The following is a 25,389-nucleotide window of genomic DNA, read 5'->3' as shown; positions in this document are numbered from 1 at the left end:
TCCCCCCCTTGACCCGATAGCGAGATGTTCCATGCGTGCGATCCTGTTCCTGGCCCTTGCGCCGCTGCTGCTCGCCCCGTTGGCCCAGGCCGGCGAGTGCGACAGTGCCACCACCCAGACCGACATGAACCAGTGCGCCGGCCGGCAATTCCAGGCGGCCGACAAGCAACTGAACAACCTCTACCAGCAGATCAACCTGCGCCTGAAAGACCAGCCACAGGCCAAGAAACTGCTGGTCAGTGCACAACGGGCCTGGGTGGCGTTCCGGGATGCCGAGTGCGAATTCTCGTCCTCGGGGGTCGAAGGCGGCAGCGTTTATCCGCTGGTCCATAGCAACTGCGTCACGGCCTTGACCAAGGCCCGGGTGGAAAACTTCAAGACCTACCTCAAGTGCCAGGAAGGCGATTTGAGCTGCCCGGTACCGGGCCTCTAGGAACGGGCGGGCCCGCGAAGGCGTTGGTGGGGGCGCTGCATGGCTTGCCGGCCCATTCGCCGGCAAGCCGGCTCCTACGGATACCTATTGCTCGCCCCCCTTGTAGGAGCGGGCTGGCCCGCGAAGGCGTCAGCGGGGGCGCTGCATGGCTTGCCGGCCCATTCGCCGGCAAGCCGGCTCCTACGGATACCTATTGCTCGCCCCCCTTGTAGGAGCGGGCTGGCCCGCGAAGGCGTCAGCGGGGGCGCTGCATGGCTTGCCGGCCCATTCGCCGGCAAGCCGGCTCCTACGGATACCTATTGCTCGCCTCCCTTGTAGGAGCGGGCTGGCCCGCGAAGGCGTTGGTGGGGGCGCTGCATGGCTTGCCGGCCCATTCGCCGGCAAGCCGGCTCCTACGGATACCTATTGCTCGCCTCCCTTGTAGGAGCGGGCGGGCCCGCGAAGGCGTCAGCGGGGACGCTGCCTGACTTGCCGGCCCATTCGCCGGCAAGCCGGCTCCTACGGATACCTATTGCTCGCCACCCTTGTAGGAGCGGGCTGGCCCGCGAAGGCGTCAGCGGGGGCGCTGCACGGCTTGCCGGCCTGCTCGCCGGCAAGCCGGCTCCTGCATAAGGAGCCGGGCAGGCCGATGGAGGCGGGTCAGCGGATGAAGATCTGCGTCGTGGTGGCCGCCATGTCGCCACCGGGCAAGGTGATCTTGCCCACCTGCTTGAGGCTCTCGGCGTCGAAGATCGCCACGTCGTTGAAGGTCCCCGTCAGGTAGATCTTGCTCCCGGCCTTGTTGAACGACAGGCAGTAGTAGGAATGGTCCAGGGTCGCGGCCTGGAGCAGTTTCTTCTGCTTGATGTCGTACTTGGCCAGGCGGTTGAGCACGCCGAACATCAGGTTCGGGTCCTTGGGCGAGCGCATGCCGCTGAAGTAGATCTCGGTCAGGGGGCCGAAGTCGGTGGTTTCCGTCTTGCCGGTCTTCAAGTCAATGCTGAACAGCCCATACAGCGGCTCGGCGGTCGCCGGGTCCTGCTGCTTGTCCTTGAATTTCGCCGCGGTGTAGAGCAGCGAGAAGTCGTGGCGGTAGGTCTGCTGGTTCCAGATGTAGAGCACGTCCGGGGCGCTGTAGTTGGGGCGTTTCCAGTGCCGGCTGGGGATCAGCACGTCGAACTTGCCGGTCTGCACGTTGACCTTGTACAGGTCCGGCCCGGCCACATACAGGGTGCCGTCGTCGCCGCTCTGCATGATGGTCAGCTGGCGTGGCGCGGGGAAGCTGCGCACCGGCTTGGCATTGAGCCCGGCATCGGTGGCGTAGACATCCAGCCGCGGCTCCTTGACCTCGTAGCGATCATTGAGCAGCAGGGTCGGGTTGGCCACGGTGTACAGCTCCTTGCCGTCGTGGCTGACGGTGAAGGCGAACATCGAGCGCGCCTTCTCCCCCGGGTGCTGGGTGATGCTGGCGTGGAACACCTGCTTGCAGCTGTCGAGCTCGACGCCGTAGACATCCGCGTAGTGGTTGTTCAACACGTAGGCGATCTTGCGGTCCGGCGACAGTTGCACGGTGCCGGGGCCGAAGGCGTCGGGCATCTTGCAGGTCTTGTACAGGCTGTCGCTGGCCAGATCGATGACGTGCAGGTTGTTCGGGTAGTTGGTGGTCACCAGGTACTCGTGGCCAGTGTTGAGGGCCAGCCCCTCATCGGCCAGAACGCTGAACGAGCAGGCGCCGAGAACCGCGAGTGCGACCAGGCCGCAGGCTTTGATGCTGTGCATGCTGGAATCCTTCTTGTTGTTCATCACTTGTCTTTCGGGAAGACAGTGCCGAGGTTGCGCCAGTTGTCGTTGGAGGCCTGGGCGTCCTTGTTCCAGTCGGGGTAGGTGCTCATCATGTCGGGCACCTGGGCCGGCCACCAGCACGGGTCGGAGCAGCCGTAGAGGTCGGCCTCCATCGGCTGGCACAGCGACGAGACCCCGCCAAAGGCGTCGATTTCCCAGCCCGGGTCGGTGGTCGAGGCACAGCCGGCCACGGAGTTCATCGCCAGCACTTCTTCGATCCGATCCTCGGCGGCCGCCGCGGTCAGTTTCTGAGCTTTGTTGTTGATTGGCTTGAGATGTTTCATGTCAGTGAGCCTTGCGCGGAGTGATGTAAGTGCTGATGAACGCAGGGTTGTGCGCCATGATCCGGCTGTAGACTTCGATGCCGAAATCCACCCAGTCACGCATCAGTTCGCAGTAGTGATAGGTCGGGTGCGCCGGGTCGCCGTAGCGGGCGTAGCTCTCGTGGTAGCAGCCCCCGGAACACAGGTTGCGGATGCGACAGCTGTCGCAACCTGTGTTGGTCCGGTCCAGGCGTTGGGACAGGAAGTCGTTGAGCTGCACCTGCTTGACCCCGCCGTCATGCACGTTGCCGAAGGTCGGCAAGGACGAGCCGGTAAAGCGGTGGCACAGGTTCAGCTCGCCCTTGTGGTCCACCGCCAGCATCTTCAGCCCGGCGCCGCAGGGCAGCGCTTTCTTGTGGCCTTCGTGGATGTCGGTGATCAACTGGTGCAGGTTGGAGAAACCGATGTTGCGGTGCTCCAGCGCCGCGTCCAGGTAACGCCGCCCCAGGCGTTTCATGCTGGCGAAGACTTCGATCAGCTCATCGCTGCTGAGGTTGAAGCTGCTGATGTCCCCGGAGGTCACCGGGGCGAACCCCACCTCGGCAAACCCCAGCTCGTTGAACAGGTGATCCCAGATGGTCTCAAGGTCGGTGACGCCGGTGGTCAGGGTCACCCGGGCGCCCACCGGGCGGCTGTTGTAGCGCGCCAGGAGCATCTGCGCCTTGCGCCGCACCACGTCATAGGTGCCCTGCCCGCCCACGGTGATGCGGTTGCGGTCGTGCACGGTCTTGGGCCCGTCGATGCTCACCGAGAGCCCGAAGCGGTGGGCGTTGAGGTAGTCCACCACCTCCTCGGTCAACAGCGTGGCGTTGGTGGTCATGACGAACTCGACGAACTTGCCGGCAGCGGCAAAGCGCTGTTCGCAGTAGTCCACCATGGCCTCGATCAGCGGCCGGTTGCTCAGCGGCTCGCCGCCGAAGAACACCACGGTGTAGCGCTCCTCGTCGGGGGATTCCTGCAGCAGCATTTCCACCGAGGCGATGGCCGTGTCCAGGCCCATCTTCTTGCCCGCCGAGGGCTTGTCCAGGTCTTCCTTGTAGCAGTAGGTGCAGCTCAGGTTGCAGCCGGTATTGACGTTGAGCACCACGGTATTGATCGCCGTGCGCTCGACCCGCTTGACGCCGATTTCCGGGGTCAGGGGCGAGCCGTCGCTGACCAGCTCCAGGGCGATCAGCTCGCGCAGGGTGTCGCTGATTTCGGCACCGTCATAGCGGCCGCCCAGGCGCTGGATCAGCTCTTGCGGGGTACAGCCCGGGCCGCGCAGGGCATCGATGATGCTGCCGGTCAAGGCATCGCTGGCGAACAGCGAACTGCTGGGGATATGGAACAGCATGCGGTCGGCGTCGACCTGCACTTCATGCAGGTTGCGCTCCACCAGATTGAGAATTGCGCCCATTACAACCTCCTGTGCACGCCCCGCTGTCGGGGCCTGCGGTCATTGCCTGAAAGTGTCTGTCGCTATCGCTCGACGCCCCTCAGGGAATGGGTGGATTGTTCCAGCGTTGCACGGTGACGATCAGCTGGCCTTCACCGGTCAGGGCCTTGCCCCCCTCCTCTACGGCGGCGATCACCTTGAGGTTGCCGGCGTTGTTGGTGGACATCTTGCGCTGCGGGTTGGGCCCGGCGTCGCCCGGGGTGAATACGCCGCTGTCGGCCTGCATGCTGCCGGCGTACTTGACGTCTTCATCCTTGGCCGCCTGCTCGTCGAAGGCCTCGACCTTCCACTGCGCCGGCATCACGCCGATGCGATAGGCCTTGCCGTCGGCGCCCTGGCCCCAGGCTTCGGCATCGAAGCGACCCTGGACCTTGGGCGTCGAACCGCCCCCGTCGCCAATCCGCGCCACCGAGAACGCCGGCACCACCTTGACCTCGGCGATGCGCTGGTACACCGCCAGCGTGGCGCCCTTGAGGCTGCCGACACTGACTTCGCGCAGCCCCGGCTGGGCGCTGGCCGCGGCCTTGAGCTTGAGGCGGATGCGCTCCGGGCTCTGCTCCAGCACCTGCAGCACCTCGACGTCCTTGCCGAAGCTCGGGGTGCCGGTGAGGCCGGCGCCCACCAGGGTCACTTCGGCCTCTGCGCCGGCCTTCAGGTAACCCGGCTGCACCGCCAGCAGACGCTGGCTGCCCTGTTTGGCGGCGATGAAATCCAGGCCGCGCTCATCGTGCTCGGCCTCGAACATCCGCCCTTGCAGGGCGTTGCCCTGGGCCGCCAGCACCTGGCGCATGACCACGCCGTCGACCGTGACATTGCCGCGCCATTCATAACCGTTGTAGAGAATCGCGCTGCCCTGGCCATTGAACGGGCTGCCATCGGCGTACTGGCCCTTGACGCTGACCTTGAACTGATCGCCCTCGCCGGCGCTGACGCTCATCACCCCGGCCAGCTCGCCCTTGCCCGGCAGGTGGCCGCTGAAACTCCAGTCCCCGACCAGCGACGCCGCTGAAGGACGCGCTTGCTGCCAGGCCTTCCAGGCCGGGTTGTCGAGGGGATAACGCTGGGCCAGCAACGGCACCATGTCCTTGAGCGCGGTGGGCAGCCATTCGCGGTCGCGGGACAGCGCCTGGTACTCCAGGGACGGCCATTGCCCGAGGTGGAAGTTCACCAGCCGCTCCCATTCCTGGGCCGGGCGGCGTTGCAGGGCGATCCGCGCGCCGGAGTGGCACCGGGCGCACATCTGGGTGGTCTGCTCGTCGAAGTGCTCGACGGTGTTCAAGCGCCGCTCCAGGGCATAGCGCACGCCGTCGGTCTCGCTGGGGGCCAGGCCCTGGGTGTCGGCCAGGTACTTGACCAGGGTGCGGCGGTCCTCATCGCTGATCTTCAGGCCGTGCATGGTCTGCATGCGGGCAATGCTCATCAGCCAGCCTTCCGGGGTCTTGCGCTGGTGGCTGATGCGGCTCAGGGCATCCCCGGCCTCGGGGGTGTGACAGCCCTGGCAGGTTTCCTTGAGGATGCTGCCGGCATCCCGGGCGGCAAAACTCGATGGCGCGTGCAAGGCGGTACAGGTGGCGATGGCCAGCAGGCTGGCGCTGAGCCTCAGGCGGAGTTTTCTCTTCATCAGGGTCGAACCTCCCTCGGTGCTTTCTTATTGTTAGCGAGTCGTTTTTATGGTTTCTGCCATGCCCGGGGATACCGGGCATGGAGGCAGGAGAAACGTCTGAGGGTAAGCAATACACGGAGCGTGCCAGCTTATTAAAAGACTCCGAATCAATGACTTAGGTGAAAACCCCAGGCATTGGCCAGCGCCAGGGTGTTACCCGACGTTCAATTTCGCGACAGACGTCTCAGTCTGAGACATCCCACCGCGGGGCGCAGATCGCCGCGCTGGCGCCCGCCCTCACCTGTATCGGTGGTTTTCTTTGCAATTGGATCTTGCATTTATCCGGCGCCGCCGCAAAATCACCCGCGCTTTGCCCACCCCGCTGTGCGGGGCGCTCTGCACTCCCCCTCATTACAAGGAACCTGAAGTTCATGGATAGAAGCGCCTGTGCCCGTCTCGGCTCGCTGATCCTCTCGTTGTCTGCCCTGACCCTGGTCGGTTGCAAGGAAGAAACCAGCCCCAAGACGGCCGCCATCGCACCGGCCCCGGCGCCTGCGGCCATGATCATGCCGATCTGCGCCAACGGCGAATGCGCCGTGCTGGACCAGGACGGCAAGGTGCTGGTCAGCGCCGACAACGACTACGACGCCGTGGTCGCCCTGCCCCTGGACAAGACCTTCCTGTTCGCCAAGGACGGCACCTGGAACCTCGCCAGCGCCGACGGCAAGCAGATCCTCAAGGCCGCCTTCACCGACGACCTGCGCCTCTTGACCCCGGGCTATTTCGGCTTCGGCCAGGACGGCAAGCTGGGCATCATCGACCAGAGCGGCAAGCAGATTCAGCCCCCGCGCTTCGACGACCTGTATGTCGGCGGCGCCGATGAGTTCATCGTCTACGAGATCGGCGGCAAGCGCGGCATCCTCAGCGCCAAGGGCGAAGTGATCACCGAAGCGCTGTATGACAGCAGCGTGGTGCGCGACGACTTCGCCAAGCGCGGCGGCTGGATGGGCGCCGAGCGCGGCGATCAGAAGTGGGCGCTCAACCTCAAGACCGGCGAGCAGAAGAAGGTCGAGTTCGACAGCATCGACTACTTTGCCAACCAGCATCTGGTGGTCAACACCGAACAGGGCAAGGCCCTGGCCGATGCCAATGCGCAGTTGATCAGCGCCGCCACCTACAACTGGATGGGCGAGCCGGGAGACGGCCTGGTGGCCTTCCGCGAAAAATATGACAGCCCCTGCGGCTACATGGACTTCCAGGGCAAGACCGTGATCCAGGCCCAGTTCGGCACCTGCCAGGTCTTCGGCAAGCAGGGCGCGCTGGTCACCGCCAAGAATGCCGACGGCAGCTCCGGCAAGGCCGGGTTCATTGACCGTCAGGGCCAGTGGAAGGTGCAGCCGGTCTATGACTCGGCGGACCCGGCAGGCTTCAGCCCCCTGGGGATGTTCAAGCAGGTATCGGGGCTGAACCAGGTCGCGGTGCTGCAGAACGTGTTCAGCGCCACCTTCGGCATCTTCGATGTGGACAAGGGCGTGGAGCTGTTCAAGCCGACCTACGCGCAGATCGGCGCGCTCAACGCCGACCTGTTCGTGTTCAGCACCGCCAACAGCCCGACCAAGCAGGCCACCCTGTTCGGCCAGGCCACGCAGATGCACACCGTGGGCCTGATGGACGCCAGCGGCAAGGTGCTGCTGGAGCCGGGCCAGTACGTCGACATTCGCCTGGATGCCAGCGGCCACTACCTGCTGGCCACCGACGACACTTCGCCCCTGGCCACCTCGGCGCTGTATGACCTCAAGGGCAAGCGCCTGATTGCCAGCAAATGGCAGGAACTGGTGGTGGACGAAGCCCGTGGCGCGATCTTCGGCTACGCCGTGGAAGGCGTCGGCGACGATCAGTCCCGCAGCCTCAAGGCCCTGTACCGCCTGGACGGCACCCCGAGTTTCCAGGTCAGCCAGGTGGAATGTGGCGCCGAGCAGGTGCGTGACGGCCAGGACAAGGTGCTGTGGCCGGCCAACCCGCAGGACCACTGCCCGCAACCGGACGAAGAAGAAGACCAGGGCGAAGGCGACAACGCACAGGGCTAAGGCCCTGGGCGAGCCGGTCACGGTAGCGATCAAGCCTGCTAGGATGCGGGCTTGATCGATTCAGCCAACCGGCCCGGATGGGGCCCGACAGGAACTGTCCCATGCTCAACGCTCTGCTTTTCGACCTCGACGGCACCCTGACCGACACCGACGCCCTGCACCTGCTGGCCCTGCAACAACTGTTGTGGGAAGAAGACCGCCGGACCTTCACCGAGGCAGAGTTTGCCGCCCACGTCAGTGGCCAGGCCAACGCCAACATGTGCCGCTACCTGTTTCCCGAACGCAGCGTGGCCGAACATCTGGCCTTTGCCGAACGCAAGGAAGTGCGTTTTCGCCAACTCTCCCCGCAACTCAAGCCCCTGCCCGGCCTGCCGCGCCTGCTGGACTTCGCTGCCGAGCACGGCATCGGCGTGTGCGTGGTGACCAACGCGCCACGGGCCAACGCCGAGCACATGCTCAAGGCGCTGGGCCTGCAGGAGCGCTTCCAGACGGTGCTGGTGGCCGAGGAGTTGCCCCGGGCCAAGCCCGATCCCCTGCCCTATCTCAGCGGCCTGGAATGCCTGCACGCCACGGCCGAACAGGCCCTGGCCTTCGAGGACTCGGTGCCCGGGCTGACCGCCGCGGTCAACGCCGGCATCAGCACCTTCGGCCTGGCCACCAGCCAGCAACCGCACACCCTGCTCGATGCCGGCGCCCACCGGGTGATCCGCGACTTCGACGACCCGCAGCTGTGGGCCGAGATCCAGCGCCGGCTCGGGCGAGCCTGAACCATCGGAAGCCGGCCGCGGATCCGCCGGGGCCCTGAGCACCGTTGCAGCCTGAGTTGAAAGGAATGTCGCTGGCGATTGCAGCGGGACGGTGGGCGCAAACCTCACCGGGAGAAAACAGCAGAAGGGAAAAAGTGCTCGCCCATCACTTCGGCAGTGGCACCTAAGCCGAAGTACCCCCTTTGGCTGGGCGAGCAGGGAGGAATATACGTGGCTGCCGAGGGCGGTCCTATCGGACAGATCCTAAAAGCCAGTGCGATTCGGACAAATACCTTTGCGCTTTTTCCTCAGGACCACCTTTTTTTCACAGGTCTTTCACCTCGCCCCCCTTAGATTGATAGTCACTCCTGAACGAATCCCATTTGGCCCGCCTTGTTGCGGGCTTTTTTTTGCCAGAGCAAGCGCCTTGCAGGGGCACGAGCCCCAGACTGTCGGCCAGCTGAACGAAGTCGCACCAGCCCTGCCGCCGCCCATGGCCATAGATACAATTTGAAACCTTTACCCCCCTCTCCAGATCGACGCCATGACTGAAGACTTCGAAGTGCCCAGCCCCCACGAAAAGCACCTGGAACACGTGACCGAACACGCCCACCGCCGCAATGACAACTTCGCCAGCAAGATCGCGGTGATGACCGCAATCATGGCCACCCTGGGGGCACTCCTGAGCTATCAGGCCGGCTCCACGGAGAGCCAGGCGGCGATGGACAAGAACAACGCGGCGATGAAGAAGACCGAAGCCGCCAACCAGTGGAGCTACTACCAGGCCAAGTCCAGCCGACAGAACCTGGCGGAGCTGGCGACCCACATTCCCGGGGTCGATGCCGGGCACTACAGCATCGAGGCCCAGCGCTACCAGAAAGAGAAGGAAGCCGTGCGCCTGAAAGCCGAAGCCCTGGAAGCCGAGGCCCGGGATTGGGACGAACAGTCCGAAGTCGAGCTGCACCAGCACCATCGCTGGGCCCAGGCGATGATGGCGATCCAGATTGCCATCTCGATGGCCGCCATCACCCTGCTGACCCGCAAGGAATGGCTGAAGAAACTCGCCTACGGCGCGGCCGGCGGCAGTGTGCTGCTGGGCACCCTGGCCTGGCTGCACATCTAGAACCCCCTGCGCAGCAACCCGCAGCGCCCTGCGTCGCAGCGTCCGCGGATTCTCACCGGCTGTCGCAGTTTGCGAAACCGTCCGGCCCGGATGATCCCGCCAGCGACGGCCAGAGCCCCGGATCCCGGGGCTGCGCGACTTCTGCAGATCTGGCACAGCCATTGCGAAAGCCCCTGCCTCACCTACAACAAGAGGCTTCGTCATGGCTATTGCCCCCCTGCTCGCCGCTACCACGGCGTTTATCCAGCGCGTTCCGCGCATGTTGATCGGCGCCCACTGGGTCGAGGCCGCCGACGGCCAGACCATGCCCCTGCGCAACCCCGCCACCGGCGAACAGCTGTGCCTGGTACCCCGGGCCACGGTGGATGACGTCGACCGCGCCGTATTGGCGGCGCGCCAGGCGTTCGATGATTCGCCCTGGAGCCGCACCCGCCCCCGGGAGCGGCAGAACCTGCTGTGGAAGCTCGCCGACCTGATGCAGCGCGACGCCGAACTGCTGGCCCAGCTGGAATGCCTGAACAACGGCAAGAGCGCCGCCGTGGCCCAGGCCATGGACGTGCAGCTGTCCATCGACTTCTTGCGCTACATGGCCGGCTGGGCGACCAAGATCGAAGGCGCCAGCGTCGAGGTGTCGCTGCCGCTGATGCCCAACGATCAGTTCCACAGTTTCATCCGCCGCGAGGCGGTAGGCGTGGTCGGCGCCATCGTCGCCTGGAACTTCCCCCTGCTGCTGGCCTGCTGGAAGCTCGGCCCGGCCCTGGCCACCGGCTGCACCCTGGTGCTCAAGCCGGCCGACGAAACCCCGCTCAGCGCCCTGAAGCTGGCGGAACTGGTGCAGGAAGCCGGCTACCCCGACGGCGTGTTCAACGTGGTCACCGGCACCGGCATCACCGCCGGCAGCGCCCTGACCCGCAACCCCCTGGTGGACAAGCTGACCTTCACCGGCTCCACCGCGGTGGGCAAGGAAATCGGCAAGATCGCCATGGACTCCATGACCCGGGTGACCCTGGAACTGGGGGGCAAGTCGCCGACCATCGTCATGGCCGACGCCGACCTGGCCAGCGCCGCCGCCGGGGCCGCCAGCGCGATCTTCTTCAACCAGGGCCAGGTGTGCTGCGCCGGTTCGCGGCTGTATGTGCAGCGCAAGCATTTTGACAACGTGGTGGCCGACATTGCCGGCATCGCCAACGCCATGAAGCTGGGCAACGGCCTGGACAGCAGCGTCGACATGGGCCCGCTGATTTCCGCGCGCCAGCAGGAGCGGGTCTATCGCTACATCGAGATGGGCCGCGACAGCGGCGCCACCATTGCCTGCGGCGGCGAACAGTTCGGCCCGGGGTATTTCGTCCAGCCGACGGTGATCGCCGATGTCGACCAGCAGCATGCCCTGGTTCAGGAAGAAATCTTCGGCCCGGTGCTGGTGGCGATTCCCTTCGACGATGAAGCCGACGCCCTGCGCCTGGCCAACGACAGCCCCTACGGCCTGGGCGCGAGCATCTGGTCCAACGACCTGGCGGCGGTGCACCGGATGATTCCGAAGATCAAGTCCGGTTCGGTGTGGGTCAACTGCCACAGCGCCCTGGACCCGGCGCTGCCGTTTGGCGGCTACAAGATGTCCGGGGTCGGCCGGGAAATGGGCCATGCCGCCATCGAGCACTACACCGAGCTGAAATCGGTGCTGATCAAGCTCTGATCCGCACCCCGGCCAACCGCCCCGCTCCGGGGCGCCGGAGGGGGTCCGGCGCCCCCGACGACCGCCCTGTTCAGCGGGCCAAGCGCTGCTACGCTGAGCCCGAGCCGGCTCGCGGCCCAGCGTCAAGGGCCCGGGCTCGCCTTCCCCACAACGCCTCATCACCCCCGAAAACCTGAGGAATGCATCATGGGATCAAATGGAAATGATCACGATTACATCCAGTGCGGCTGCCACAATCCCGTCTGGGAAGCCCTGAAAGACACCCTCGACCCCGCCAGCTATATCGCCAGTCATGCCAACGCCGCGCATGGCCCCGCCAAGGATCCGAGCGGCGAGTCCCTGGTTTTTCATGACGGCATCATCTACCCCTTGCGCGACGGCAACATGGAGGACCGGGTCGAAGCCCTGGGCATCCATGCCGGCGACGTGGTCGCGTTGGGCACCCTGGCCGCCGTCGAAGCCCGCATGCAGGCCCTGGGCATCGAGTACAAAAAGCAGTCGCTGCATGGCAAGACCCTGCTGCCCGGCCTGGTCGAGCCACACGCCCACATCGTGCAAAGCTGCGCCATGGACGGCTGGCTGAACCTGGGCGCCATCGAGCCCGACCCGCTCGACAGCGATCCGCAGCAAGACCATCGCAGCCAGCGGCTGCGACCTGTCTACAACTGGACCTGGCTGAAGGAAACCATCCAGAGCAACCTGCCCGAGGACAGTTCCAGCTGGATTCTCGGGCATCTGGTCGATCCGGCGCTGATGCCCTTCAAAGTGGTGCCGGGTGGCCTGAACCAGCTCATGACCCTGCAATGTGGCGACGGGCCCGAAGAAGGCTACCTGGACAGCATCGAGGCCAAGCGGCCGATGCTGCTGATCAGCGCGTCCATGCACACCGCCTACATGAACACGGCGGCCAGGGATCTGGTGCATGAAAAAACCGGGATCATGGTCGAGAACGGTGTTCTGCAGGAAACCCAGATAGTGGCCGGGATCCTGTCGATTCCCGCCAAGCAGAAGCTGGAGATGCTGAAGATCTTCAAGCGCCTCGACACCTTCTTCGAGACCGCTGTCAGCCGCGGGATCACCCTGCTCTACGACGCGATGATGGATCCCCTGTCAAAACTGGTTTTGAACGCCTACTTCCTGACCCACCCCAGAAAGCTGCGGATCGGCTACGCCGCCGCCTGCAACAACTCGCTCGAAGCCCTCAAACGGTTGCCGGACTATCGGCCGGCCACACGGGAAGAGGCCAAGCACCTGTATCAGGGCTCGATCAAGGTGATCTCGGACGGGTCCAACCAGGGCCTGACCGGCTATCAGGTCGAGGACTACTGCTGCAAGACAGACCGCCCCGTGGGCAACTTCAACCTCTGCGACGAGGGCAACGACAGCCCGCAACAGCTTCCGGATCGCTACAAGGACTTCATCCACGCGGCGGTGAAAAAGGGTTGGCCGCTGATGATCCATGCCAACGGCGATCGGGCCATCGAATTCACTCTGCAAGCCTATGACCTGGCCCTGCAGGGCCAGAGCGGCCTGGACAAGCGCCATCGCATCGAACACTGCTCCCTGCTCACCCCGAACACCCTGGAAACCATGCAGCGCCTGGGTCTGTCACCGAGCTTCCTGATTGGTCATGTCGGCTACTGGGGCTATGCCTTCGATAAAGCCATTTTCGAGAGCAAGGCCCAGAAGATGCTCGACCTGTGCAAGTCGGCCCTGGACCACAAGCTGCGGATTTCCCTGCACAGCGACTATTCGGTGACCCCATTGGGGCCCCTGCGCTCGATGGAACAGGCGGTGACCCGCAAGATGGAGGGCATCCGCAATCACGACCAGCAGTTCGTCAACGACCCACGCCTGCAACCCATTCTCAATGAAGCCGAATGCCTGACCCGCCAGCAGGCGCTGAAGGCCATCACCTACGACGCCGCCTGGCAGTGTCATGCCGAGGCCTGGACCGGGTCGCTGCAGGACGGGAATTTCGCCGACTTGGTGATCCTCGATCAGGACCCGTTGGACGAGAAGGTCCCGGCTACCCAGATTCGCGACATCCAGATCCGCGAAACCTGGAAAGGCGGCCAACGGGTGTACCTCAACCCCCGAAACTGACCGCGGCCAATGCAAGCCGGGGGTTGCTCAAGCCCCCGGCGCACCTTGTAGGAGCCGGCTTGCCGGCGAAAAGGGCCTGATGTCGTGGATGGCCGCTGCGCGGTTCGCGAGCAAGCTCGCTTCTACAGTTCCTGTTGGGGGACAGTTAGGGTCGGTATCCCTGGGCCAGTAACCAGCCCCGCACGCCCCGCCCCTGCTCCGGGCCGAGGTCCGCCAGGGCCTGGGCCGCCGGTTGCTGTTGCAAGCGCCGCAACAGCGGTGCCAGTTCCACGCCCTGCACATGCCAGATGCCCAGGGGCTGGTCCGGGGTGATCACCACGTCGGCTTCATCCACCAGGCCATCGCGCAATACCGGGGCGCGCTCGATGCGCAAGGCTGCAAAGTCCGCGGCGGCGTGCGCCGGCTGCGGGTCCGGCCAGCATCGCCGGGCCTGCCAGAACGGCTGTTCGGGCCAGCGCTGCTCAGCGGCGTAGAAATCCCGGCCAATGCGCGCAAAACGCAGGAACAGCTGCTCCACCCGCTGCCCATGGAAGCGCTGCGCCAGCGCTGCACGCTGTGGCCGCTGCAACAGGGTGTTGATCACCGCCGGGGCCTGCAGGGCCGAGGACAGGGACTGGAAAATGCCGTTGCCGGACAAGGGGTCCACCGCCATCGCCGCATCGCCGACCCGCAGCCAGTTGGCGCCACACACCTGGGGGCTGAGAATCGCCGTGCTGCTGCGGGCATGCAGGTGCAGTTGCCGTTCCTCGCCACCGGCAAAGAACTCCCGGGCCAGGGCCGACGCCTGGCGGCGCTGGCGACAGTAGGCCAGCAACTGCGCCTTGCCCGGCAGCCCGGCGCTGGCTACATCCAGGGTCAGTTGCCAGTAGCACTGGCCATCTTCGCGCCGGGCCATCCAGGCCCAGCCGTCTTCCAGGCTGTACACCGCGCTGGCGGCGCTGCCGCCGGGGCCCTGCCAGCGGTTGAGCAGGCTCAGGGTTGGCGCCCCGCGCAGTGCCTGGCCGTCGCCATGGCGCAGCGTTTTCCCCAGCGCCGGCGCCTGGCGCCCGCGGGCCTCGACCAGGAACTCGCCGACCAGCTCCGCCTGTCCCTGCACCTGGACCCGGTGCCCGGCCTCGCTGGACTGTACCCCCAGCACCCGGCCCTCGATCAGCTGCACCCCGGCCTCGCGCAGGGCCTCGCGCAGACCACGGTCGAAGGCCGGGCGGTCCAGCAGGTACTCGATGTTCTGTGCATGCTCCTCGCCGTTCCACGCCACCCGTCGCTGGGACGCTTGCAGGGCCTGGGCCAGCGCCTGTTCCAGGCCGGCCCCGCGCAGTGCTTCCAGCACCCGCAGCGAAACCCCTTCCAGGGCCGCAAAGCGCCGCCAGTCGCTGACCAGGGTCACCGGGTAGCCGAGGCGTCGCAGCCCCAGCGCCACCGCGGCCCCCGCCGGGCCCGCCCCCAGGATCAGGATGCCGTGCATGGCCACTGCCGCCGTTCCGGGCCCTGGTACCGGGCGTTGTCTTGCAGCCACTGCTGGACCTGGGTGTTGCTGGCGTCCGGGTGGGCGCCCAGGTAGGCGGCGATGTGCCCGCTCAGGGCCGCGCAGCCCAGGCTGGCGCCGGATTGCCCCGGGCTGCTGCCACGCACGCAGGCGGCAAAATCCGCCTGCGCGGTGTTCAGCCATGACCACTGCTGCGCGCTGCATCGCGCATCGCCCGTGACCCGCCACACCCCGGGGTAGCTGGCCGGAAACACGGGCTCGCCCTGGGCCGGGCTGGACGCGCACAACAGCACTCCACGGGCTGCGGCCGCGGCACAGGCCTGGCGCAGCAGGTCACGATCCTGGCGCAGGCCCAGGCTCAGGTTGATCAGCCGCACCTGCTGTTCCAGCAGCCAGTACAAGGCGGCGCTGACCTGCGCGGCGCTGGTGACCCCACGGGCATCGAACACCTGGGCCACATAGAGCCGGGCCGCCGGCGCGCGCTGGCCGATGGCCTGGATGATCGCGCGGCCGTGGCCGAGGGCGTCCTCCTGCAACGGCCCCTCGCTCACCCCTTCGGCTTGCAGGAAGAATCGGCGCCCGGCCGCTATCCGCTGGTGGGCGGCATGGCCGCTGTCGATCACGCCAATGCGCAGTTCAGGTTTCATGGGTTGCCTCCAGCACGTGCAGTACACCCTCGCGCAACTCGAATCGCAGCTCGGCGTCGGCCAGGGTCGAAGGCCGGTGGCTGATGAGGATGCGCGTGCGCCCGGCGAACAGTCGGTCGATGGCCTCGATCACCTCGCGCTCGGTGGCCTCGTCCACCGCCGAAGTAGCTTCGTCCAGCACCAGGATCATCGGGTCCTGAAGCAGGGCCCGGGCGATGGCGATGCGTTGTTTCTGCCCGCCGGACAACTGCTGGCCGCGCTCGCCCAGGGGGCTGTCCAGGCCTTCGGGCAGGGCCTCGATCAGGCTCTGCAGTTGCGCCAGCCGCGCCACTTCGGCCACGGCCTCGCGGCTGGCGTCGGGCACGCTGTAGGCCAGGTTGTCCGCCAGGCTGCCGCGAAACAGCACGATGTCCTGGCTGACCACCGCCACCCGCCGTCGCAGTTGCGTCAGGTCCAGTTGGCGCAGGTCGACGCCGCCCAGCAGCACCTGCCCGGATTGCGGGTCGTGGTGGCGCTGCAGCAGGTCGATCAGGGTGCTCTTGCCCGCCCCCGAGCTGCCGCTGAGCGCCACTTTGCGGCCGTAGGGAATCCGCGCTTCGATGCCCTGCAAGGTCATGCCGCGCCCCGGATGGCAAAAGTGCACGGCGTGCAAATGCAGCTCGCCCTGCTCCGGCACCGGCAGCGGCGCCTCGGGGTTGGTGATGCCCGGCTCTTCACCGCGCAGCTCCATGACCCGGCCCAGGCTCACGGTCATGCGCTGGATCGCCACGTACAGCCCGAGCAGGCTCTGCACCGGGCCCACCGCCATGCCCAGGTAAGTGGAAAAGGCAATCAGCGCCCCCAGTTGCCAGGTGCCCTGCACCACCCAGTAGCCGCCGATCAGGAAGGCGCAGGCCCGGGACAATGAGGTCAGGGTGCCGGGCACCGCCTGGGTGAAGAACTCGGTGACTTGCAGCTTCAGCAACTGGTTCAGGTAGCCCTGGCCGAGGCGGTCCAGGCGCTGTGCTTCGCGCTGCTGCTGGCCGGCACTCTGGATGAATTTCATCACCGGCAGGGTTTCCACCAAGAACGAGGACATGTCCGCCGAACGCTCGCGCAACTGGCGCACATCGCGCTCGACCTTGCGCCGCATCCAGCGCAGCCAGAGCACGTCCAGGGGGATCAGCAGCAGGGCCAGGAGCGAGAGTTGCCAGGACAGGGTCAGCAGCATGGCCAGCGCCACCACCAGTCCGATCACGCTGGACACCGCGGAGAACAGCGAGTCCACGGCAAAGCGCTGGATCTCCGCGACGTCACCGTCCAGGCGCGACATCAGGTCACCGATCCGCCTTTGCCCGTAGAAGCCCGGCGACAGGCGCTGCAAGTGCCGGTAGAGATCGTCGCGCAGGGCGAACAGGATGCGCCCGGACAACCGCGTATGCAGGTAGCGATTGACTCCGGAGAGCAGCGTGCCCAGCAGCCCGGCGCCGATCATCAGGCCGGCGATCAGCACCAGCCGGGGAAAGTCCCGGGCCAGCAGGCCGTCGTCGATCAGCAGCTTGGTCAGCCAGGGTTGCACCAGCACCAGCAGGGAGGCGCACACCGACAGCCCCAGCAGCCCGCCAATGGCCAGCCGATGCGGCCGGACGAAGCCGTAGAGCCAGCCCAGGGCCGCACTCAGTGCCTGGGGATCGCGGCTGTCCACCAGCCGGGTGATCAGGCGCCGCATCAGGCGCGCAACTGTTTGAGCTTGCGGTACAGGGTCGCGCGGCTGATGCCCAGGGCGTCCGCCGCCGCCGAGACATTGCCCTGGTGGTTGTCCAGGGCGCTGCGGATCAGCTCCAGCTCGTTCTCGCGGATGCTTCCGGTGGGCGGTCGTGCATGGGCGTTGAGGTCGTCGAGCATGCTGTCGGGCAGGTGCTCCAGGCCGATCTGCCGTTCGCCCTCTTCGCGCAGGGCCAGGGCGGTGCGCAGGACCATCTCCAACTGACGGATATTGCCCGGCCAGTGGTAGTCCGCCAGCAACCGGCGCAGCTCGCCGCTAAGGCTCACGTCGGCGCCGCCGAGCCTGGCCAGCAGGCTGTCCACCAGCGGCTGCAGGTCTTCGCGTTCACGCAGGGCCGGCAGCAGCACGCTGATGCCGTTGACCCGGTAGAACAGGTCTTCGCGAAAGGCCTTGTCCTGCACTTGCTGCTTGAGGTCACGGTGGGTGGCGCAGATCAGCGCGATGTCGATGTCCTGTTCTTCGCCGGCCCCCAGAGGCGCCACCTTGCGGTCTTGCAGGACCCGTAGCAGCCGGGCTTGCAGGGCCAGGGGCATGTCGCCGATCTCATCGAGGAACAGGGTGCCGCCATGGGCCTGTTGCAGGCGCCCGATCATGCCGCCGCGACGTGAGCCGGTAAAGGCGCCTTCGCGGTAGCCGAACAGTTCCGACTCGATCAGGCCTTCGGGGATGGCCGCGCAGTTGACCGCGACAAAGGGTTTTTCAGCCCGGCTGCCGGCGCGGTGCAGGGCCCGGGCCAGCACCTCCTTGCCGGTGCCGGTCTCGCCCAGCAGCAACACCGGCAAGCCATTGGCCAGGCCCTGGCGGGCCATGCGCAAGGTGCGGGCGTAGCGGCTGTTGCCGCCGGCCAGGGCTTCCAGGTCCTGGGGCAGCGGCGCGGTTTTCGCGGCGCTGCGCCGCGCCCGATGCAGGTTCAGCGACGGTTGCGGCGCCCGCAGGGCCTTGTAGAACAGCTCGCCCTTGGCGGTCTGCAGGCTACCTACCGCCCCTTGTTGCAGGCGTGCCAGCAATTGCAGGCCATCGACCCCGAGGAACTCTTCGCAGCGCCGCCCCACCAGGGCCGCGCGCGGGGTGTTGAGCAACTGGCAGGCCTGGCCGCTGACCGCGAGGATCTGCCCGCCCAGGCTCAGGGCCAACAGCCCCTGCCACGGCGATTCGAGGTATTGCCGACGATTGTGGAAGGCCAGGACGATCTGCTCCGGGTAGGAGGCATGGAACACCCGCGCCTCGATCTGGCTGACCGCCATGGACAACAACGCGGTGCTGTCCTGGGCCCGCCCCAGGGGGCCTTCGCGGGTCAGGTCGAGCACCCCGATCATCTCGCCCTGGGGGCACTGGATCGGCACCGAGGTACAGGAAAAATGGCTGAGGCGGTCCAGGTAATGCTCACCGCAATCGATCAGGGTCGGCCGCGCTTCCACCAGGGCCGTGCCCAGGGCGTTGGTGCCACGGGTGGCCTCGCTCCAGCAGGCGCCGAGGGTGATGTCCTGCACGCCGCTGTCCTTGAGCCGGTCGGCGCGGCCTTCGATGGCCAGGATGGTGGCGTCGGCATTGGCCAGGATGATCAGGCCGTCCTTGCCTTGATGCTGGTTCAGGTAATCGATGGCCGGGAGCGCCGCGTCCAGCAACAGGCGGTTGCTGGCCAGCAGCACGTCGAGGCTGGCGCCAGATTCCAGGGTCAGTTGATGCTGGCTGCCAAAGTGCACGCCATGGCTCAGGCTGCGCCGCCATGAAGCATCGATTTCCGCACGCAGGACCCCGTCGGGGATCTCGCCTTCCAGGTGCAGCCGCTCCCGGGCCAGCCGGGCTTCGTGTTGCTGCTCACCCTTTATTGTTTTTATAAGAGTCATCAAGCGCTCCGAATCGGTCCGCCCGCCGTACCCGCTCCACTCCCTTGGATTGCGCGAGGCACGCAAGCCGTGGTCAATGTCTACACCGGGTTCAGGGGGCAGTAAAGGGGTCTGACCCGGATCAGCGGGTCGCCCTGCATTGCTCTGCCGTTCCTTCAAGATCAAGCAAAACCTGCGCCAGTCGGTGTTGGCGCTCGGGCATCTTGACGTTTACGTCAAGCAAATGGCAAGTACCGTATGGTCCGACCATCCTCCGGCCACGGCCATGCCATGGATGCTGGAGCGGCACAGGAAGCTTGCGACAGATCGCGGATCGCCGGAGGTGAAATGACTCAGACGTGGGGATCACCGGGAGCCTTGGCCGGGGCGGCGTATTGCGGCTTGAGGTGGCCGTTCTGGTCCAGCAGCCAGGCGTCCATGATCTGTCGCACCACGGGGCCGGCGACCCGGCCGCCGGCTTCGCCATTCTCGATCATCACCGAGATCACGATCTGCGGGTGTTCGGCGGGGGCGAAGCCGACGAACAGGGCGTTGTCGCGATTGCGCTCGCGGGTCTTGAGGCGGTCGTAGCGTTCGCCCTGCTTGATCGCCACCACCTGGGCGGTGCCACTCTTGCCGGCAATGCGGTATTGCGCTCCGGCGGCTGCGGCGCGGGCAATGCCGCGCGGGTCGTGCATGACCATTTGCATGCCGTGGTTGACCTGATCCCAGTCGCGGGGGTTCTTCAGCAGGATGTTGGGCATCGGGTGCTCATCCACCGGGGCCACGCCGTCGATGGTCTTGGCCAGGTGCGGGCGGTTCCACACGCCCTTGTTGGCAATCAGCGCGGTGGCCTGGGCCAGTTGCAGCGGGGTGACCTGCATGTAGCCCTGGCCGATGCCGAGGATCACGGTTTCCCCCGGGAACCAGGGCTGGCGGCGAGTGGCGCGCTTCCAGGCCTGGGACGGCATCAGGCCGGGGGATTCTTCGAACATGTCCAGGGAGACTTTTTCGCCGAGGCCGAACATCGCCATGTAGTCGTGCAGGCGGTCGATGCCGAGCTTGTGCGCCAGGTCGTAGAAGTAGGTGTCGTTGGAGCGCATGATCGCGGCGTCCATGTCCACCCAGCCATCGCCGCTGTGGTTCCAGTTGCGGTATTTGTGGTCGAAGTCCGGCAGTTGGTAGTAGCCCGGGTCGAAGACGCGGGTCGATGCGGTGACTACGCCGGTATCAAGGCCGGCAATCGCCACTTCCGGCTTGATGGTGGAGCCTGGGGCATAGAGGCCGCGCAGCACCCGGTTGAACAAGGGGCGGTCAATGGAATCGTGCAGCGCCGCGTATTCCTTGAAGCTGATGCCGGTGACGAACAGGTTGGGGTCGAAGCTGGGCTTGCTGACCATGGCCAGCACTTCACCGGTGGCCGGATCGAGGGCGACCACGGAGCCGCGGCGATCCCCGAGGGCTTCTTCGGCGGCTTCCTGGAGCTTGATGTCCAGGCTCAGGACGATGTTCTTGCCGGGGATCGGATCGGTGTGCCTGAGCACGCGCATCACCCGGCCCTGGGCGTTGGTTTCGACTTCTTCGTAGCCCACGTGGCCGTGCAGTTCGGACTCGTAGAACTTCTCGATGCCGGTCTTGCCGATGGATTGGGTGCCACGGTACTCCACCGAATCCAGGGTCTTGGCTTCCTTTTCGTTGATCCGTCCGACGTAGCCGATGGAGTGGGCAAAGTGCGCGCCCATGGGGTAGTGGCGAACGAACTGGGCTTCGACATCCAGGCCCGGCAGGCGGTATTCGTTGACTGCCAATACGGCGATCTGCTCTTCAGTGAGCTCGTAGAACAGGGTCACGGGAACGAAGGGGTGGCGGGCCTGCTTCATTTCCTTGTCGAACAGGGTGCGGTCTTCTGGCGGCAGGTGCAGCAGGTCGACCACGGTGTCCAGCTCGCCCTTGAGGTCGGTGGTGCGTTCGCGGGTGATGGTCAGGTTGAAGCTGGGGCGGTTGTCGGCCAGGACCACGCCATTGCGGTCATAGATCAACCCGCGGGTTGGGGTGATCGGCAGCACGTGGACGCGGTTGTTTTCCGAGATGGTGGAGTGATAGTCGAACTCAACCACCTGGAGGAAATACATGCGCCCTACCAGAGCACAGGTGATGGCCACCACCAGCGCAGCGCAGGCCAGCAGGCGCTTATTGACCAGGCGGTTTTCTTTTTCATGGTCCTTGATCGGAATCGCTTCGGGCATTGCTACAGCTTCTCGTTGAATAGAGGTCGACGCTGATCCGTGCGGATGAACTCAAGTCCCTAAAAAAGAGCTGCACCATACCAAAAACTGCCCATCGATTTTGAGGGGATTTCCCTCGTCACTGATCAGTGGTGCCGGTCCTCCAGCCCCAGGGTATAAGCCGATGGCGGTAGAGCCCGCTACAGCGGGGGTAGGCCGCAACCCAGGCACTGTCGCGGGGTGCTGGCAGCCGCAGCCGAGCGGTCATGGCCGGCTGCAGCAGCGCAGCTTTTCTGCAGCGCAAAAACAAAACCCCAACTGCTTTCGCAATTGGGGTTTCGGAATTTAATCTTGACGATGACCTACTCTCACATGGGGAAACCCCACACTACCATCGGCGATGCATCGTTTCACTTCTGAGTTCGGGATGGGATCAGGTGGTTCCAACGCTCTATGGTCGTCAAGAAATTCGGTAGCCAGTCCGTTGCTTGTGCAACGTGCCAGCGAATGGGTATGTAATAGGCTTGTGTGTTTGCAAACTTTCGGTTCGTTTCGTCTTCACACACCGCAACTCGCTTCTTAAGCAAATTGCTTGGGTGTTATATGGTCAAGCCTCACGGGCAATTAGTATTGGTTAGCTCAACGCCTCACAGCGCTTACACACCCAACCTATCAACGTCGTAGTCTTCGACGGCCCTTTAGGGGATTCAAGATCCCAGTGAGATCTCATCTTGAGGCAAGTTTCCCGCTTAGATGCTTTCAGCGGTTATCTTTTCCGAACATAGCTACCCGGCAATGCCACTGGCGTGACAACCGGAACACCAGAGGTTCGTCCACTCCGGTCCTCTCGTACTAGGAGCAGCCCCTCTCAAATCTCAAACGTCCACGGCAGATAGGGACCGAACTGTCTCACGACGTTCTAAACCCAGCTCGCGTACCACTTTAAATGGCGAACAGCCATACCCTTGGGACCGGCTTCAGCCCCAGGATGTGATGAGCCGACATCGAGGTGCCAAACACCGCCGTCGATATGAACTCTTGGGCGGTATCAGCCTGTTATCCCCGGAGTACCTTTTATCCGTTGAGCGATGGCCCTTCCATACAGAACCACCGGATCACTAAGACCTACTTTCGTACCTGCTCGACGTGTCTGTCTCGCAGTCAAGCGCGCTTTTGCCTTTATACTCTACGACCGATTTCCGACCGGTCTGAGCGCACCTTCGTACTCCTCCGTTACTCTTTAGGAGGAGACCGCCCCAGTCAAACTACCCACCATACACTGTCCTCGATCCGGATAACGGACCTGAGTTAGAACCTCAAAGTTGCCAGGGTGGTATTTCAAGGATGGCTCCACGCAAACTGGCGTTCACGCTTCAAAGCCTCCCACCTATCCTACACAAGCAAATTCAAAGTCCAGTGCAAAGCTATAGTAAAGGTTCACGGGGTCTTTCCGTCTAGCCGCGGATACACTGCATCTTCACAGCGATTTCAATTTCACTGAGTCTCGGGTGGAGACAGCGCCGCCATCGTTACGCCATTCGTGCAGGTCGGAACTTACCCGACAAGGAATTTCGCTACCTTAGGACCGTTATAGTTACGGCCGCCGTTTACCGGGGCTTCGATCAAGAGCTTCGCGTTAGCTAACCCCATCAATTAACCTTCCGGCACCGGGCAGGCGTCACACCCTATACGTCCACTTTCGTGTTTGCAGAGTGCTGTGTTTTTAATAAACAGTCGCAGCGGCCTGGTATCTTCGACCGGCATGAGCTTACGGAGCAAGTCCTTCACCCTCACCGGCGCACCTTCTCCCGAAGTTACGGTGCCATTTTGCCTAGTTCCTTCACCCGAGTTCTCTCAAGCGCCTTGGTATTCTCTACCCAACCACCTGTGTCGGTTTGGGGTACGGTTCCTAGTTATCTGAAGCTTAGAAGCTTTTCTTGGAAGCATGGCATCAACCACTTCGTCACCTAAAAGGTAACTCGTCATCAGCTCTCGGCCTTAGAACCCCGGATTTACCTAAGATTCCAGCCTACCACCTTAAACTTGGACAACCAACGCCAAGCTGGCCTAGCCTTCTCCGTCCCTCCATCGCAATAACTAGAAGTACAGGAATATTAACCTGTTTTCCATCGACTACGCTTTTCAGCCTCGCCTTAGGGACCGACTAACCCTGCGTCGATTAACGTTGCGCAGGAAACCTTGGTCTTTCGGCGTGGGTGTTTTTCACACCCATTGTCGTTACTCATGTCAGCATTCGCACTTCTGATACCTCCAGCAAGCTTCTCAACTCACCTTCACAGGCTTACAGAACGCTCCTCTACCGCATCACTTACGTGATACCCGTAGCTTCGGTGTATGGTTTGAGCCCCGTTACATCTTCCGCGCAGGCCGACTCGACTAGTGAGCTATTACGCTTTCTTTAAAGGGTGGCTGCTTCTAAGCCAACCTCCTAGCTGTCTAAGCCTTCCCACATCGTTTCCCACTTAACCATAACTTTGGGACCTTAGCTGACGGTCTGGGTTGTTTCCCTTTTCACGACGGACGTTAGCACCCGCCGTGTGTCTCCCATGCTCGGCACTTGTAGGTATTCGGAGTTTGCATCGGTTTGGTAAGTCGGGATGACCCCCTAGCCGAAACAGTGCTCTACCCCCTACAGTGATACATGAGGCGCTACCTAAATAGCTTTCGAGGAGAACCAGCTATCTCCGAGCTTGATTAGCCTTTCACTCCGATCCACAGGTCATCCGCTAACTTTTCAACGGTAGTCGGTTCGGTCCTCCAGTCAGTGTTACCTAACCTTCAACCTGCCCATGGATAGATCGCCCGGTTTCGGGTCTATTCCCAGCGACTAGACGCCCTATTAAGACTCGCTTTCGCTACGCCTCCCCTATTCGGTTAAGCTCGCCACTGAAAATAAGTCGCTGACCCATTATACAAAAGGTACGCAGTCACAGAACAAAGTCTGCTCCCACTGCTTGTACGCATACGGTTTCAGGATCTATTTCACTCCCCTCTCCGGGGTTCTTTTCGCCTTTCCCTCACGGTACTAGTTCACTATCGGTCAGTCAGTAGTATTTAGCCTTGGAGGATGGTCCCCCCATATTCAGACAAGGTTTCTCGTGCCCCGTCCTACTCGATTTCATGACTAAGAGATTTTCGCGTACAGGGCTATCACCCACTATGGCCGCACTTTCCAGAGCGTTCCGCTAATCTCAAAGCCACTTAAGGGCTAGTCCCCGTTCGCTCGCCACTACTAAGGGAATCTCGGTTGATTTCTTTTCCTCAGGGTACTTAGATGTTTCAGTTCCCCTGGTTCGCCTCTTGCACCTATGTATTCAGTACAAGATAACCATCTTATGATGGCTGGGTTCCCCCATTCAGAGATCTCCGGATCAAAGTCTGTTTGCCGACTCCCCGAAGCTTATCGCAGGCTACCACGTCTTTCATCGCCTCTGACTGCCAAGGCATCCACCGTATGCGCTTCTTCACTTGACCATATAACCCCAAGCAATCTGGTTATACTATGAAGACGACATTCGCCGAAAATTTGCAATTTAACTCACAAATTTTACCTTAGCCTGATCCGTTACCAGTGAAAGTAACGTTCAGTCTATCTTTCTATCACATACCCAAATTTTTAAAGAACGATCTAATCAAAAGACTAGAAATCAACATTCAATGTGAATGCTCATTTCTAAGCTTTCAGAAGCAGTTTATGGTGGAGCCAAGCGGGATCGAACCGCTGACCTCCTGCGTGCAAGGCAGGCGCTCTCCCAGCTGAGCTATGGCCCCATAACAAAATTGGTGGGTCTGGGCAGATTCGAACTGCCGACCTCACCCTTATCAGGGGTGCGCTCTAACCAACTGAGCTACAGACCCAATTTCGAGCTTGTAACTGTTAGCTTGGAGCTATCAGCTTGGAGCTTAAAGCTGCTTCTATCGTCTTCTTCAATGAATCAAGCAATTCGTGTGGGAGCTTATGAAGCAGCTGATGTCGTCGATTAAGGAGGTGATCCAGCCGCAGGTTCCCCTACGGCTACCTTGTTACGACTTCACCCCAGTCATGAATC

15 protein-coding genes, 2 tRNA genes and 3 rRNA genes (1 of these 20 running past the window's edge) are annotated in these 25,389 nt (G+C 63.6%); 6 read left to right on the top strand and 14 right to left on the bottom strand.

All coding sequences use genetic code 11. The annotated features are described in order from the left end of the window. The first annotated feature begins 31 nt into the window (after window positions 1–31). Window positions 32–433, top strand: coding sequence for a lysozyme inhibitor LprI family protein (locus ACMGG8_RS13955; protein WP_414159741.1), 402 nt, complete (start codon window positions 32–34; stop codon window positions 431–433). A gap of 639 nt (window positions 434–1,072) precedes the next feature. Here ACMGG8_RS13955 and peaD read toward each other — a convergent pair. The 4 genes from peaD to peaA all read right to left on the bottom strand — a co-directional run bounded on the left by peaD (window position 1,073) and on the right by peaA (window position 5,633). Further along, a complete protein-coding gene (peaD, locus tag ACMGG8_RS13950) occupies window positions 1,073–2,191 on the bottom strand; it encodes a quinohemoprotein amine dehydrogenase subunit beta (protein ID WP_414159740.1) in 1,119 nt (372 codons plus the stop codon). Between the two features lie 23 nt (window positions 2,192–2,214). Next, complete coding sequence (qhpC, locus tag ACMGG8_RS13945) at window positions 2,215–2,538, bottom strand: quinohemoprotein amine dehydrogenase subunit gamma (RefSeq protein WP_060840310.1); 324 nt, start codon at window positions 2,536–2,538, stop codon at window positions 2,215–2,217. A gap of 1 nt (window position 2,539) precedes the next feature. After that, on the bottom strand, window positions 2,540–3,973 hold the full coding sequence (peaB, locus tag ACMGG8_RS13940; protein ID WP_235759809.1) for a quinohemoprotein amine dehydrogenase maturation protein: 1,434 nt from the start codon (window positions 3,971–3,973) through the stop codon (window positions 2,540–2,542). Between the two features lie 79 nt (window positions 3,974–4,052). After that, window positions 4,053–5,633: a quinohemoprotein amine dehydrogenase subunit alpha gene (peaA, locus tag ACMGG8_RS13935; RefSeq protein ID WP_414159739.1), complete on the bottom strand. Its 1,581-nt coding sequence runs from the start codon at window positions 5,631–5,633 to the stop codon at window positions 4,053–4,055. Between the two features lie 413 nt (window positions 5,634–6,046). On the opposite strand from peaA, the gene ACMGG8_RS13930 reads away from it, so the two are divergent. The 5 genes from ACMGG8_RS13930 to ACMGG8_RS13910 all read left to right on the top strand — a co-directional run bounded on the left by ACMGG8_RS13930 (window position 6,047) and on the right by ACMGG8_RS13910 (window position 13,370). Then, window positions 6,047–7,702 (top strand): WG repeat-containing protein, encoded by a 1,656-nt coding sequence (locus ACMGG8_RS13930; protein WP_060844222.1) that lies wholly within the window; start codon window positions 6,047–6,049, stop codon window positions 7,700–7,702. 101 nt (window positions 7,703–7,803) lie between these two features. Continuing rightward, window positions 7,804–8,469 (top strand): HAD family hydrolase, encoded by a 666-nt coding sequence (locus ACMGG8_RS13925; protein WP_060844223.1) that lies wholly within the window; start codon window positions 7,804–7,806, stop codon window positions 8,467–8,469. A gap of 523 nt (window positions 8,470–8,992) precedes the next feature. Further along, entirely contained in the window at window positions 8,993–9,571 is a 579-nt protein-coding gene (locus ACMGG8_RS13920; RefSeq protein WP_060840315.1) for a DUF4337 domain-containing protein, read from the top strand. Window positions 9,572–9,773: 202 nt separating this feature from the next. After that, complete coding sequence (locus tag ACMGG8_RS13915) at window positions 9,774–11,264, top strand: aldehyde dehydrogenase family protein (protein WP_414159738.1); 1,491 nt, start codon at window positions 9,774–9,776, stop codon at window positions 11,262–11,264. A 186-nt stretch (window positions 11,265–11,450) separates the two neighbouring features. Beyond that, window positions 11,451–13,370: an amidohydrolase gene (locus tag ACMGG8_RS13910; RefSeq protein ID WP_414159737.1), complete on the top strand. Its 1,920-nt coding sequence runs from the start codon at window positions 11,451–11,453 to the stop codon at window positions 13,368–13,370. Window positions 13,371–13,515: 145 nt separating this feature from the next. Here ACMGG8_RS13910 and ACMGG8_RS13905 read toward each other — a convergent pair whose 3' ends face one another. The 10 genes from ACMGG8_RS13905 to ACMGG8_RS13860 form a co-directional block, all read right to left on the bottom strand. Continuing rightward, window positions 13,516–14,835: an NAD(P)/FAD-dependent oxidoreductase gene (locus ACMGG8_RS13905; protein ID WP_414159736.1), complete on the bottom strand. Its 1,320-nt coding sequence runs from the start codon at window positions 14,833–14,835 to the stop codon at window positions 13,516–13,518. Next, on the bottom strand, window positions 14,820–15,503 hold the full coding sequence (locus tag ACMGG8_RS13900) for a S8/S53 family peptidase (protein ID WP_414159735.1): 684 nt from the start codon (window positions 15,501–15,503) through the stop codon (window positions 14,820–14,822). Before ACMGG8_RS13900 ends, ACMGG8_RS13905 begins: the two co-directional genes overlap by 16 nt. Beyond that, entirely contained in the window at window positions 15,493–17,211 is a 1,719-nt protein-coding gene (locus ACMGG8_RS13895) for an ABC transporter ATP-binding protein (protein ID WP_414159734.1), read from the bottom strand. Before ACMGG8_RS13895 ends, ACMGG8_RS13900 begins: the two co-directional genes overlap by 11 nt. Continuing rightward, complete coding sequence (locus tag ACMGG8_RS13890; RefSeq protein WP_060840320.1) at window positions 17,211–19,115, bottom strand: sigma-54-dependent Fis family transcriptional regulator; 1,905 nt, start codon at window positions 19,113–19,115, stop codon at window positions 17,211–17,213. Before ACMGG8_RS13890 ends, ACMGG8_RS13895 begins: the two co-directional genes overlap by 1 nt. A 332-nt stretch (window positions 19,116–19,447) precedes the next feature. Continuing rightward, window positions 19,448–21,340 carry a penicillin-binding protein 2 gene (mrdA, locus tag ACMGG8_RS13885; protein WP_414159733.1) on the bottom strand — a complete coding sequence of 631 codons (1,893 nt, stop codon included), beginning with the start codon at window positions 21,338–21,340 and terminating at the stop codon, window positions 19,448–19,450. Between the two features lie 328 nt (window positions 21,341–21,668). Beyond that, window positions 21,669–21,784: ribosomal RNA gene (rrf, locus tag ACMGG8_RS13880) — 5S ribosomal RNA — on the bottom strand. Between the two features lie 138 nt (window positions 21,785–21,922). Further along, a 23S ribosomal RNA gene (locus ACMGG8_RS13875) occupies window positions 21,923–24,814 on the bottom strand. A gap of 221 nt (window positions 24,815–25,035) precedes the next feature. Beyond that, window positions 25,036–25,111 (bottom strand) — tRNA-Ala (locus ACMGG8_RS13870). A gap of 10 nt (window positions 25,112–25,121) precedes the next feature. Beyond that, window positions 25,122–25,198: transfer RNA gene (locus tag ACMGG8_RS13865), tRNA-Ile, on the bottom strand. A 123-nt stretch (window positions 25,199–25,321) separates the two neighbouring features. Continuing rightward, a 16S ribosomal RNA gene (locus ACMGG8_RS13860) occupies window positions 25,322–25,389 on the bottom strand (it continues 1,471 nt past the right edge of the window). The 16S, 23S and 5S rRNA genes sit together here with 2 tRNA genes alongside, the layout of an rRNA operon.

It is taken from the genome of Pseudomonas sp. BNK-45, from assembly GCF_047456255.1.
Classification (GTDB): Bacteria; Pseudomonadota; Gammaproteobacteria; order Pseudomonadales; family Pseudomonadaceae; genus Aquipseudomonas.
This window is presented reverse-complemented; position numbering and strand designations above follow the sequence as displayed.

Bases quoted from the DNA above. Each gene is read 5' to 3' on its own strand.
- ACMGG8_RS13955 (WP_414159741.1), top strand. From the start codon at position 32: ATGCGTGCGATCCTGTTCCTGGCCCTTGCGCCGCTGCTGCTCGCCCCG.
- peaD (WP_414159740.1), bottom strand. From the start codon at position 2,191: ATGCACAGCATCAAAGCCTGCGGCCTGGTCGCACTCGCGGTTCTCGGC.
- qhpC (WP_060840310.1), bottom strand. From the start codon at position 2,538: ATGAAACATCTCAAGCCAATCAACAACAAAGCTCAGAAACTGACCGCG.
- peaB (WP_235759809.1), bottom strand. From the start codon at position 3,973: ATGGGCGCAATTCTCAATCTGGTGGAGCGCAACCTGCATGAAGTGCAG.
- peaA (WP_414159739.1), bottom strand. From the start codon at position 5,633: ATGAAGAGAAAACTCCGCCTGAGGCTCAGCGCCAGCCTGCTGGCCATC.
- ACMGG8_RS13930 (WP_060844222.1), top strand. From the start codon at position 6,047: ATGGATAGAAGCGCCTGTGCCCGTCTCGGCTCGCTGATCCTCTCGTTG.
- ACMGG8_RS13925 (WP_060844223.1), top strand. From the start codon at position 7,804: ATGCTCAACGCTCTGCTTTTCGACCTCGACGGCACCCTGACCGACACC.
- ACMGG8_RS13920 (WP_060840315.1), top strand. From the start codon at position 8,993: ATGACTGAAGACTTCGAAGTGCCCAGCCCCCACGAAAAGCACCTGGAA.
- ACMGG8_RS13915 (WP_414159738.1), top strand. From the start codon at position 9,774: ATGGCTATTGCCCCCCTGCTCGCCGCTACCACGGCGTTTATCCAGCGC.
- ACMGG8_RS13910 (WP_414159737.1), top strand. From the start codon at position 11,451: ATGGGATCAAATGGAAATGATCACGATTACATCCAGTGCGGCTGCCAC.
- ACMGG8_RS13905 (WP_414159736.1), bottom strand. From the start codon at position 14,835: ATGCACGGCATCCTGATCCTGGGGGCGGGCCCGGCGGGGGCCGCGGTG.
- ACMGG8_RS13900 (WP_414159735.1), bottom strand. From the start codon at position 15,503: ATGAAACCTGAACTGCGCATTGGCGTGATCGACAGCGGCCATGCCGCC.
- ACMGG8_RS13895 (WP_414159734.1), bottom strand. From the start codon at position 17,211: ATGCGGCGCCTGATCACCCGGCTGGTGGACAGCCGCGATCCCCAGGCA.
- ACMGG8_RS13890 (WP_060840320.1), bottom strand. From the start codon at position 19,115: ATGACTCTTATAAAAACAATAAAGGGTGAGCAGCAACACGAAGCCCGG.
- mrdA (WP_414159733.1), bottom strand. From the start codon at position 21,340: ATGCCCGAAGCGATTCCGATCAAGGACCATGAAAAAGAAAACCGCCTG.